Origin of the sequence: Enterococcus sp. AZ141, from assembly GCF_051714385.1 — a bacterium.
In the GTDB taxonomy this organism is placed as follows: Bacteria; Bacillota; Bacilli; order Lactobacillales; family Enterococcaceae; genus Enterococcus_D; species Enterococcus_D entomosocium.
On the sequence record NZ_JBIORT010000001.1, the window covers coordinates 2872560 to 2884507 of the forward strand.

General features: G+C 44.4%; 13 protein-coding genes. All 13 read right to left on the bottom strand.

What is annotated here, in order from left to right; translation table 11 throughout:
- Positions 1-103: 103 nt before the first annotated feature.
- The 13 genes from IGI89_RS13270 to IGI89_RS13330 all read right to left on the bottom strand — a co-directional run bounded on the left by IGI89_RS13270 (position 104) and on the right by IGI89_RS13330 (position 11877).
- A complete protein-coding gene (locus IGI89_RS13270; protein WP_005235943.1) occupies positions 104-361 on the bottom strand; it encodes a TfoX/Sxy family DNA transformation protein in 258 nt (85 codons plus the stop codon).
- Entirely contained in the window at positions 354-896 is a 543-nt protein-coding gene (locus tag IGI89_RS13275; protein ID WP_275626681.1) for a GNAT family N-acetyltransferase, read from the bottom strand. Before IGI89_RS13275 ends, IGI89_RS13270 begins: the two co-directional genes overlap by 8 nt.
- A gap of 176 nt (positions 897-1072) precedes the next feature.
- Positions 1073-1921 carry a DegV family protein gene (locus IGI89_RS13280; protein WP_005235946.1) on the bottom strand — a complete coding sequence of 283 codons (849 nt, stop codon included), beginning with the start codon at positions 1919-1921 and terminating at the stop codon, positions 1073-1075.
- Between the two features lie 93 nt (positions 1922-2014).
- The gene (locus IGI89_RS13285; RefSeq protein WP_061054173.1) at positions 2015-3289 is read right to left on the bottom strand and encodes an LCP family protein; all 1275 of its coding nucleotides are present in this window, start codon (positions 3287-3289) and stop codon (positions 2015-2017) included.
- A gap of 116 nt (positions 3290-3405) precedes the next feature.
- Entirely contained in the window at positions 3406-3876 is a 471-nt protein-coding gene (locus IGI89_RS13290) for a GNAT family N-acetyltransferase (RefSeq protein ID WP_005235950.1), read from the bottom strand.
- Positions 3851-4732 (bottom strand): prephenate dehydratase, encoded by an 882-nt coding sequence (pheA, locus tag IGI89_RS13295; RefSeq protein ID WP_194188439.1) that lies wholly within the window; start codon positions 4730-4732, stop codon positions 3851-3853. Before pheA ends, IGI89_RS13290 begins: the two co-directional genes overlap by 26 nt.
- A 1-nt stretch (position 4733) precedes the next feature.
- On the bottom strand, positions 4734-5240 hold the full coding sequence (locus IGI89_RS13300) for a shikimate kinase (RefSeq protein WP_008379901.1): 507 nt from the start codon (positions 5238-5240) through the stop codon (positions 4734-4736).
- Positions 5237-6526, bottom strand: coding sequence for a 3-phosphoshikimate 1-carboxyvinyltransferase (gene aroA, locus IGI89_RS13305; protein ID WP_194188438.1), 1290 nt, complete (start codon positions 6524-6526; stop codon positions 5237-5239). The genes IGI89_RS13300 and aroA overlap by 4 nt, the downstream gene beginning before the upstream one ends.
- Before the next feature lie 9 nt (positions 6527-6535).
- Positions 6536-7618, bottom strand: a complete 1083-nt coding sequence (locus tag IGI89_RS13310) for a prephenate dehydrogenase (RefSeq protein ID WP_194199735.1) — start codon at positions 7616-7618, stop codon at positions 6536-6538.
- A gap of 45 nt (positions 7619-7663) precedes the next feature.
- Positions 7664-8830 carry a chorismate synthase gene (aroC, locus tag IGI89_RS13315; RefSeq protein WP_016620144.1) on the bottom strand — a complete coding sequence of 389 codons (1167 nt, stop codon included), beginning with the start codon at positions 8828-8830 and terminating at the stop codon, positions 7664-7666.
- Positions 8831-8849: 19 nt separating this feature from the next.
- Positions 8850-9905, bottom strand: a complete 1056-nt coding sequence (aroB, locus tag IGI89_RS13320; protein ID WP_086316124.1) for a 3-dehydroquinate synthase — start codon at positions 9903-9905, stop codon at positions 8850-8852.
- Positions 9906-9941: 36 nt separating this feature from the next.
- The gene (gene aroF / locus IGI89_RS13325; RefSeq protein WP_005226100.1) at positions 9942-10967 is read right to left on the bottom strand and encodes a 3-deoxy-7-phosphoheptulonate synthase; all 1026 of its coding nucleotides are present in this window, start codon (positions 10965-10967) and stop codon (positions 9942-9944) included.
- 40 nt (positions 10968-11007) lie between these two features.
- A complete protein-coding gene (locus IGI89_RS13330; protein WP_438735731.1) occupies positions 11008-11877 on the bottom strand; it encodes a shikimate dehydrogenase in 870 nt (289 codons plus the stop codon).
- Between the last annotated feature and the right edge of the window lie 71 nt (positions 11878-11948).

The following is an 11948-nucleotide window of genomic DNA, read 5'->3' on the forward strand; positions in this document are numbered from 1 at the left end:
TTTTCTAGTAGCTAGGGACAGATGTCTATAGAAAAAGCACTTGATAAGAAGTATCTAAAAACAAACGCTCTTAAAAAGTGCTTTTTTAAGACGCATTACTTCACTAGCTCAATTGATTGAAAAAAAGGCGCAATTCTTGCTTTCTCTGACTTGCAAGTTGGGCTTTGGGAATGCCTTGGATCGCCCCTTCAATACCATAGAGCATATGGAGGCAAGCGCCCGCATCACATTGTTGGCGGATCGTCACAAAAATGGCTTCGGCCGTTTTTGTGCGCAATTGTTCAGGGGTACTGATGCCGATACGAACCAGGTGATCCGCTAAAACTTGGCCTACATTTGGTAACTTTTGCAGTTCATTCATAGGTTTCTCCTTTTTGATTGTTGTCATCCTGCCCGTCTTCCTCTTGACGAATCAACGCATAGAGTTTCATATCTAACAGCTGATGGTTTTTCTCCGCATGCTTTCGCAAAACGCCTTCTAATGTAAAACCTGCCTTTTCCAACACACGACAAGAGGAATGATTCTTCGCAAAAGATTCAGCAGAAATACGAACGATAGTTGAAGTAGTAAATATATAGTCACATAGTTGTTGAACGGCTTGTGTCATCAAATCTTTTCCCCAGTACTCTTGTGCAATAGAGTAGCCAATCTCAGCCGTTCTATAATGGATATTTTCTTTGCGAACAGCACGGATACTGCCGACTGCTCGGTCATCCACAGTGATTGCAAAGGCAAATTCTGCTTCTTCCACAGATCGAATATAGGCTTGTGCATCTGCGACCGTATACGGGAATGGCAACCCCTCCCGTAAATAATCGTGGATGGATTGATTATTTAACGCATGGGCTAAATCTTGCGCATCGCTCATTTGCCACCTTCTTAAGGAACACTTCATAGCAATTCCTCCTTTGCCAGTCCTTCATTTTGCTCCTATTGTACGAGTTTGTGTGATTTTTTACAAGCGAATCTCAAAAAAGCAGAAAAAAGAACCAGCTAGACGAACGTCTAACTGATTCTTACATACATTGTCTTGAGGAGATAATGGCGTGAATAAACATAGAAAAATAAAAATTATTGCGCTGAAATAGCGATGCCAATGGCTTTTTCCCCTAAATGCGTGCCGATAACTGGTCCGAAGTGACCAATCTCAATTTCTGCATTTGGGTATTTCGCTTGAAGCTTCGCTTTTTCTTCTTTCGCTACTTCTAAATTATTGGCGTGGATTACATAAAATTTAACAGGCAATGCGATTTCTTGCTCCCGTTGACCAATGATATCTTCCGCGCGATTGAATGCTTTTTTGCTGGAACGAATGCGCTCGTAAAGCACAATTTTTCCTTGATCAAAGGTCAAAATCGGTTTGATTTTTAATAATCCGCCAATCAAGGCTGCTCCATTGGTTAAGCGACCGCCACGAACCAAGTTATTCAAGTCGTCAACGATCAAATAGGCATAGGTATTGTCTCTGATAGTGTCCAGATGGGAAATGATCTCTTCTACGGTTTTGCCTTGACTTGACAGATCAAGAGCGGTTTCTACCATGTGCCCCATCGGCATACTTGTGATTTTCGAATCGTAAGGAATGATTTGAACGCCTTCGATTTCATCGGTAATTCCATAAAGCGTTCCGATAAATCCAGAGATACCGCTTGATAAGTGGATACTAATGATCGTGTCGTAACCGCGATCTTTCAATGACTCATATAAGGCTAACACTTCTCCTAATACCGGTTGAGAAGTGGTTGGGAATTCTTTGCTGTTTTTCAACAAAGCGTAATACTCATCAGCTTCAATGTCGATGCCCTCATTGTAGACTTTTCCATCTAAAATAACAGGGATCGGTATGATAAACAAATCTTCATGGTTTTTGATCCGTTCCGGCAGATAAGCTGTACTGTCAGTAACAACGGCTAATTTCATTCTTTTTCCTCGTTTCAACAAATTTCAAACGTCATTAATAATATAGCATAAATTTACTTACTTTCAAATGGTTTTCAGAACTTTTCATTCTGCTTACTCATTAAGAAAATTCCTGATCGCTTGTTGATTGGTTTCAAGATTGACGACTAACACACTTCCGGCACTCGCACTTGAACCGTATTGCCAAGAGTCAGCGACTGGGACAGTCAAGCTGTCGACTCCTCCCGCCCCTCGAGCAATCGAGAAGGTATTTTTTAATAGGAAAGACATTGGCAGGTTGGTGGAAGCATAGCCTAAGACTTTTCCAGCTGCATAAGGCAATTTTAAAATAGCTAAAGGATTTTTCATTTCGCTAAAGATCGCATCCATTACTTGCTGCTGTCGTCTTACACGACCGAAGTCACCTTCTTCGTCCATCCGAAAGCGTGCGTATTGCAACAGCTCAAGCCCATTCATTTGTTGTTGCCCTTGCTTGATGGCAACTTCAAGATTTTTACTCATATCTTTTTCCGCGTTGATAGCAACGCCTGAGGGAAACAATGTGTCGATCACTTTTTCAAAGGAACGAAAGTCAACTTTTGCATAATAGTTGGTTTCTAGCCCGAAGTTCTCCGCTAACGTTTGTCTAACCAAATCAGCACCACCAAAGGCATAAGCCGCATTGATCTTGTTTTCGCCATAACCGGGAATCGTAACTAAAGTATCCCGCATAAAGGAAAGTAGCTTCGGTTGCTTACTGGGACCATCTAATTGCAAAACCATAATAGTGTCTGCTCGTCCAGCTTCTCCTTCACGACTATCACTACCAATGAGCAATATATTCCGAGCACCATTTGCAGCGGCCGTACCATTAAAGGTCTCTTCATCAGTCGTAGCAAAAGCAGCGTCACTTCTTGCGACTTGCTGACCGACAAGAAACGCAATCAATGAATAGGCAAAAAGCACCAATAGTACCCGAACCACAATACGCAGAACTGGGTGCTTCCGCTTTTTCTTTTGTTTGGGTTGCTTGGTCTTCTTAAGCTTTGGCGGTTTTTGTTTGCTTTGTTCCTGGCTTTGATGCATCGCAGGCCTCTGAGCAGATAGCGGAGGGATCGCGCTTTTTCGTCCCTCAGATTTTATTGCTCCTACTTGTGACTGTTCTCGAGAACTTTGAGCCGCACGAGAGTCGCTTGCCCTAGGATGCTCGGTGTTTTGATAAGGAATGTCTCCTACTCGCTCATCAGCAGAAGAAGTAGAATCACTCGGTCTGACGCGCTGGTTTCTTCTTTTGGCTTCTCGACGGGCAAAGATACTTTCTTTGGCTGCCTGACTGGATTCCTTTTCTAGCCGTTCATGCAGTTTTTTATTTTTTTCCATCCTGCTCATTGCTTCTGATCCTCCAACTAAAAAATAGCTCTCTGTCTATAAGGATACCCTAGACCTTATAGAAAGAAAGCTATTTTCTGAAATTTTAACCTTTTTCTAGGAAATTTCTTCATATTTTACCTTAGATGCTTTGATGCACCTTGTCGTATGCTCACAAATCCTGCTTGCTCATAAAATGATTTCACTTGGTTTGCCGACCAAAAGTTTAGTGAGAGATCATCGAAGCCTTTTTCCAGCGCAACGTTTTCAGCAAATGCCAACAATTGTTTTCCAATATGCATCCCTTGGTACCGAGGGTCAACAGCGATCGCTGCAATTTCCAGCCACTTTCGTTCATGCATCATCGCATTTTGTGGCAAACAGACCTCTTGAAGATGCACAAAGCCACAAGGCTGGTCCGCCAACCAAGCGATAAAAAAGTGGTGGCTTGGCTCTTGCAGCTGCTGTGTGATTGCTTGTTCAAATCTTGACTGATCAAAGGGCTTAAAAATCGTTGGGTACCATTGATGGTGCTGTGTTTGGATCTCTTTATGAAACGTTGCTAAAAGGGTTTCATCTTGGCTAAATTTTATTTTGACTTGAGTCATTTTTTGTCACTTCCTCAACAACATTTACGGAATACACGCCGAGAAGATGGACTTGACCACCCAACAACTGAATCTCTTCAAAAGCATTTACAATCAGTTGCCACGGCTTGTCCATCACCAGATCGATCACGAAAAAGTATTCCCCTAAGGTGGTTTTTGAAGGCCGCGATTCAATTTTGCTTAAATCAATTTCTCGCCAGCCAAAGGTTGCTAAGATTTTGTGCAAGATCCCCGGTCGGTTTGCTGGGAGCGTCACAAAAATCGTTGCTTTCTCAGCAGTCTGCTCTGGTAACTGGGTGTTTGCTGCTTTCTTCGTCAAAACCCAAAAACGGGTTTGATTAAAGGCAACATCTTGAATATTGGTTTCTTTGATCGTTAATTGATAGGCCAATGCCGCTTCTTTGGAAGCAATCGCCGCAACTGCTTCTTCTGGATGTTTTGCTACGTAGGCTGCTGCAGTCGTTGTGGAAGCAACCGCCTCAACAGTAGCTCCAGCAAATCGGGCTTCGATGAAGTCGGCACATTGCGCTAAGGCTTGCGGATGAGAAATAATCTTAGTGATGGGACGATTGTCTTTTGATGTTTGCTGAGAAACTAACAATTGATGATTGATCGGTAAAATAATTTCCTGTTCGATGCTCAACTGATTTTGACGAAACAGTGTATCAATAGTGGCATGAACGGACCCTTCTAATGAGTTCTCGTTCGGAACGACCGCGCGATCGATCACGCCGTTAGCTAGCGCTTGAATACAAAGTGGAATCGATCCATAGGGGATACAGGTATTTTCCGGATAAGCTTCTTGCGCAGCTAAATGCGTAAAGGAACTTTTCGGTCCTAAATAACCAATCTTCATTTTATGCACCCGCTTTGATCAAAATTTCCTGTACGATTTCTTCTGGTGCTTTGTTCGTCGTTTCAACGATCAATGAAGCAGTTTCTTCATAAAGAGGGATCCGAGGACGGTAAACAGCCAATATTTCTTCTGGTGATTTTGAGACGACTAAGGGACGAATGCTGCCATTATCCGCCTTTAAGCGATGAATCAGCTCCTCGGGATCTGTTTTTAAATACACGACGAGCGGCATCTCTTTTAAAAGTTGACGATTTTCTTCTTTTAATACGATGCCCCCACCAGTGGAAATAATTTGTTCCTTTGCCAAAGTTTTAGCTAAAATATCCGTTTCGATTTTGCGAAAGGCTTCTTCACCGTGTTGGTCGAAAAATTCTTGAATGGTCATGCCGATCTCAGCAACGATCAAGTCATCAAAATCCACATGAGACTGTTTCGTTTCTTCAGCCAAAAGACGACCAATCGTGGTTTTTCCAGCACCCATAAATCCAATTAATATCACTTTTTTCACTCGCTGTTTCCTCCTTTAGCCAAACGTGCGACATCCTCAAAAAAATCAGGATAAGAAACTGCTACGGCTTCGGCTTTTTCTAATTCTACCTCTTCATCTGTCAATAAGGCGGCAATTTGCAGCATCATGCCGATGCGATGGTCCCCCCGACTTGACACACGTCCACCATGCAAAGGGGTTGGACCGTTGATGATCAACCCGTCCTCGGTGGGAGTGATGTCCGCCCCAAGTTTTGTCAACTCTTCGGCAGTTGCATCAATTCGGTTGGTTTCTTTTACTTTCAGTTCTTCCGCATCTTTGATCACCGTTTTGCCATGAGCCTGCGTGGCTAACAACGCAATGATCGGCAATTCATCGATCAAGCGTGGGATAATATCGCCAGCGATGGTTACTGCCTGCAAGGTAGAACTTCGAACGGTAAGGTCAGCTGATTGATTCTGATCGTCTTGATTGGAACAAGCAATCGAAGCACCCATCTCCTCTAGCACGTCAAGAATTCCTGTACGAGTGGGGTTGATCCCGACATTTTTTAAAACGATCTCACTTTCTGGCATAATCGCGCCGGCTGTTAGGAAAAAAGCAGCGGAGGAAATATCACCAGGAACAATTACTTCTTGTCCTTGGAGTGTTTGAGGTCCCGTCACAGTGATCGTTTTGCCTTGTGTTGTGATGACGCCACCGAATTGACGGATCATTTCTTCAGTATGGTTACGGCTCGCCTCTTTTTCAATAATCGTCGAGGTACCTTGTGCTTGCAATGCCGCAAAAATCAGCGCCGATTTTACTTGGGCACTTGCTACGGGCATCTGATAATTGATGGGCTGTAAAGAAGCAGTACCATTAACGGTGATCGGTGGGAACTCCGTCTGCTCATGCCCTCTCACATTGGCACCCATTTCTCTTAATGGCAGCATCACTCGGTTCATCGGACGTTTATTCAAAGAGTTATCGCCGAATAAGGTGGTTGTAAATGGCTGTCCAGCCAAAATCCCCATCATTAAGCGAATCGTTGTACCAGAATTGCCGATATCAATTGGGTCTTGGGCAGGCTTAAGGCCATTAAAGCCCTGTCCTTCAATCGTGATCGTCTGACCGTCATCATGGATTGGAACGCCTAATGATTGAAATGCATGAAGGGTGCTATAGCAGTCTTCTCCACGCAAGAAATTACGGACAATCGTTGTCCCTTCGGCTAACGCCCCGAACATGATACTACGATGCGAGATTGATTTGTCAGCAGGGACTGCTATCGTCCCTTTTAGATGTGTTGCTTTTTTTAGTTTCATAACGGCCTCCTATTTTTTTCGACATGAATAGGTCGTCTTTTTTTGAATCAGCTGCTCTGCTTGCAGCAAATCATTTTGCGTTTTGAATGAAATCTGTAAAACACCAATAATATCTTCTCGAGTTTCAAGAATTTTCAAGTTGATCAAAGAGAGCTGATGTTCGCTCAATAGCCCCGTCACTTCAGCGACAACGCCGGGATGATCCGGTACATCGATGAATAGATCATAGAATGCTGGGATCGCCCCATTTTGATGAACCGGCAATTGATCCCGTGTTTCCTTCGCGGATTCAAAAAACCGAAAGATCGCCCGTTCGTCTTTTTTCTGCAACCAGTGAGCCATGGTCGTCATTTGTTTTTGCCACTCATCGATCAGCTGCAGCAGCTCCTGTCGATTACTCAATAAGATATCGGTCCACATACGAGGATCTGAAGAAGCAATGCGAGTGATATCGCGAAAACCGCCTGCTGCAAGTTGCTGTGCTCTAGGGTGTTCGTGGTTGAAGGCATCTGCCTGATTGACTAATCCCGAAGCAATAATATGAGGCAGATGGCTCAACATCCCTGTGATTTGATCATGCTCTTGGGGAGCAAGTGCCACATATTTGGCTCTAGTGCCGCGAAAAAGCTCTTGTAGTTCTTCCACCCGCTGACTTTTCGTCGGTGTGAAGATATAGTAAGCATTCTCGAAAAGGTTCTCATCGGCTGCTGTGATCCCTGATTTATGAGAGCCAGCCATCGGATGGCCCCCAATAAAATCAAAGGAAAAGGACTCGGCAAATTGCGTGATTTCCGCTTTGGTACTGCCGGTGTCTGTTACTAGCACCGAAGGCTTTAATGAAATTGCCCCCAGTTCGGCAAGATAGTTTTTGGTGATCTCTACCGGCAATGCCAACAAAATCACGTCGGCACGGACAGCACCTTCAGAAAATGAAGGGGGCACTTCGTCTACTAAATTTGTTGCTAATGCGATCTCATTGGTTTCCTGACAATCCCACCCCATCAAATGCACTTGCGGATGTGCCTTTTTGATACATGTTGCTAAGGAAGCGCCGATCAATCCTAGACCGGCGACGAAGATATTTTGGCTCATGAAAAGAATCCTCATTTCTACTGGAATTTTTTGCTGTTTCTTTAATCAGTAGGTTAACAAGTATTCTCGATACGCCTGAACAGATGCGGTCAATTCTTCGAAAGAATCACTTGGAAACTTTTCTAATAGTTCATTGGCCACCACTGTTGCCACCACACTCTCACAAACAACACTAGCTGCTGGTACAGCGGTGCTATCTGAGCGTTCGACGCTTGCTTTATACGGTTCTTTGCTGTCGATATCAACACTTTGCAACGGCTTGTACAAGGTCGGGATCGGCTTCATAACCCCGCGAACCACAATTGGTTCCCCGTTCGTCATGCCGCCTTCAAAACCACCTAGGTTGTTGCTGCGACGGGTGTAGCCCCGTTGTTCGTCCCATAAAATCTCATCCATGACTTTAGAACCCGGTAAAACACCTGCCTCAAAGCCAACACCGAACTCAGCACCTTTAAAGGCGTTGATACTGACCACGGCTTGGGCAATCTTCGCATCAAGTTTTTTGTCCCATTGCACGTAACTGCCAAGACCAGCAGGAACGCCGCCAACAAGCACTTCCACTACGCCGCCGATCGTATCACCATTTTTCTTCGTTTGATCGATCAACTGTTTAATTTCTTCCTCGACAGATGGATCTAAGACTCTTACTTCCGAGGCTTCAGAGCGTTGTGCGATTTCTTTGACAGTCAAGCCTTCTGGAATTTCTGCTTTGATGCCGCCTAACATCGTTACATGACCTGCCACATCGATGCCAAGCTCCTTCAAAATTTTCTTCGCGATTGCGCCGATGGCTACCCGCATAGTCGTTTCCCGGGCAGATGAACGTTCCAGGACGTTTCGTAGATCTTGATGGTGGTATTTCATGCCGCCGACCAAGTCAGCATGACCAGGTCTTGGTCGTGCCACTCGTCGTAGTTTGCGGTCTTTTTCTGGTACCTCTTCGATTGCCATGACCTTGGTCCAATTTTTCCAATCTTTGTTCTCGACCACTAAAGTCACAGGAGAGCCTAATGTTTTTCCATGACGGATACCGGAAGTGATACGGACTTGGTCTTTTTCAATCAACATCCGTCCCCCACGACCATAGCCGGTTTGTCGTCTCGCTAATTCAAAATTGATGTCTTCTGCTGTTAATGGCAATCCTGCCGGTAACCCTTCGATAATGGCGGTCAACTCTGGTCCATGTGATTCGCCTGCTGTAATATAACGCATGATCCGTTACCTTCCTTTCTTATACTAGGTAGTCTTTGATTTTTTCAGTCGGGATCGTCACGATTTTCGCCTGACCGATCGCTTCTAATAGAATAATCTTCAATTGTTGCCCGCGGGCTTTTTTATCATGAGTGATTGCTTGGTATAATTGCTCTTTATCTATTTCCCTTGGTGTAATCGGCAAGTGAAACTTCTCAACCATTTCTGTAAGTTGCTGGGTCGTACCTTTTGGTGTTAATCCGGTGACTTCTGCATGTCGGGTGATCATAATCATCCCCATCGCAACGCCTTCTCCGTGACTTGTCTCAAAAGCAGCCGTTCTTTCTAAGCCATGACCGATCGTATGACCGAAGTTCAGTGTCAGACGACTACCATGATCAAAGGGGTCTTCTTCCACTACTTTTTGTTTAACCTTTAAAGAAGCTGTGATCACATTTTCAGCGTGGGCCAACAAATCGGCTTCATCTTTCAAACCTGCTAACGTTTGCCAAAGTTCAGGATCTGCAATAGCGGCTGACTTGATGATTTCAGCAATGCCTTCTTGGACGCGTTTAAGCGGCAAACTTTCAAGTAAATCTGGATCGATCATCACACCGGCTGGTTGGGCAAACGTGCCAACGAGATTCTTGGCACTGCCAGTATTTACAGCTGTTTTTCCGCCGATACTTGAATCGACCTGTGCCAATAACGTCGTCGGAATCTGCAAGAAATCAATGCCGCGCATATAAGTAGAAGCAACAAATCCTCCGAGATCACCGATCACACCGCCACCAAGGGCAATGATCCCATCGCTTCTGGTCATTCCGAATTGGGCAAGACCATCATATAAACTAGCTGCTTGCTCTAGTGATTTGCTTTTTTCGCCGGCTGGTACGATTAACAGTGTCGCTTCAAACCCGGCAGCGGTTATGGAATCAACGATTTGTCCGCCATACAGGGGTGCGACATTGCTGTCTGTAATGACGGCAATGCGCTGTTTGTCCCACAACTGTTGTACCCAGGTTCCGACTTTTCGAAACGCCCCTCGTTTAATGAGGATATCATAGGAATGGTCTTCTAAGTGAATGTGTAACATTGATTTTTGCACCTCTTTTATTGGTTGTCTTCACGCTTAGTCTTGCAATGCTTTGATTTCTTTCATCGCTTTTTCCATGATATGGACTTCTTTCATCATGTTCATGTACGTTTTTTCATTAAGTGATTGAGGGCCATCAGACCAAGCATTGGCTGGATCTGGATGGATCTCAACGATCATCCCATCGGCGCCAGCAGCAACACCCGCTCTTGCCATTGGTGGTACAAGATCCCAAATACCTGTTCCATGACTAGGATCAACGATGATTGGGAAGTGGCTCAATTTTTTGATGATTGGTACTGCACTTAGATCAAAGGTATTACGGGTTGCTGTTTCGTAAGTTCGGATCCCACGTTCAATGAAAATCACTTCACTTTTATCTTGAACGGCGATGTATTCCGCAGCATTCAACCATTCGTCGATCGTGCCTGAGATGCCTCGTTTAAGGCCAATTGGTTTCCCGGTTTTTCCAACGGCAGCTAGCAATTTGAAGTTTTGCATGTTCCGAGCACCAATCTGTAAAATATCACTGTATTCCGCCACCATATCGATATGCCCTTCGTCCATGACTTCTGTGATGACTTTCATGCCAGTTTCATCAGCTGCTTGGCGAATGTATTTTAGCCCTTCTTCTTCAAGCCCTTGGAATGCGTAAGGCGACGTGCGGGGTTTGAAGGCACCACCACGTAAGATTTGTGCACCACCAGCTTTGGCGATTCGGGCACATTCACGAATTTGGTCTAATCCTTCAATCGAACATGGACCAGCCATCGTAACAAAGTTGCCGTCACCGATTTTCACACCATCTACATCCACAACCGTATCTTGCGGATGGAACTCACGAGAGGTCAATTTGTAAGTATTTGAGATCCGAATGGCATCTTCGACACCTTCGTAGCTGCGAAAAGCAACATCTTGGATGCGGCGTGTATCCCCTTTTAACCCGATAACGACCTGTTCTTTTCCTTGGTTGACTTGAACATCTAAGCCTTCTTTTTTGATTCTAGTTACAACAACTTCAACTTGTTCTGGCGTAGCGCCTGGTTTCATAATTACGATCATTTTATCTTCCTACTTTCGTTTTTTCTAATTTTTTTATTTTTTACATGGATTCAATAAGTGCTTTTACTTTTTCAACAGGCATTTCTTGGCCTGTCCAAAGTTTAAATGCAGCTGCACCTTGATACAGCAACATGCTTAAGCCGTTTGCAGTTTTGGCACCGACTTCTTTCGCATCTTTCAAAAGCTGCGTTTCTCTTGGATTATAGATGACATCATAGACAGCTAATGATTCCCGCAAGAGTGTTTTGTCTTTTAGAGGACTTACCGTATCATTCGGCTTCATCCCCACGCCAGTAGCATTAACTAAAAGACTGCTTTGATCGATGGCTGTTTTTAGAGCCGTCTGATCTTCTAAATCCGTTAATGTGATCTCAGAGGCGGTCTTTTCTGCGATCTGTGTCAATTTTTCCTGGATGATTGGATAAAACTCATCCTTGCGGTTAAAGACACGGATCGTTTTGACACCATCTAGTGCAGCTTGACTAATGATTGCTGTCGCTGCTCCACCTGCACCGATCACAGTCATCGTTTTTCCAATGATCGACACTTGAATGTCTTCAAGTGCGCGCATAAAGCCGATACCATCTGTATTGTGACCAATCAATCGCCCCTCTTGATTGACGATTGTATTGATTGCGCCGATCAGCTCGGCTGCTGGTGAGCATTCATCCATCAACGGTACTGCTGCCATTTTATGGGGCATTGATAGATTGACACCTAAGAGATCCAACTGACGGATGCTTTGGATACTAGCGGCTAAATCATTCGGCTCAACATCAAAGGCCAGATACACGGCGTCGATCCCTTGTTCTTCAAAAGAAAGATTGTGCATCGCTGGAGAGATGCTGTGTTTGGCTGGTTTGGCAAATAGCGCCGCCAACCGTGTGTGACCGGTTATCATTTGTTTCATCTGGTTCATTCCTTTCAACAAAAAAAGATGTCCACCGTAAATTTAAGAATCTACAGTGAACACCTTCAAAC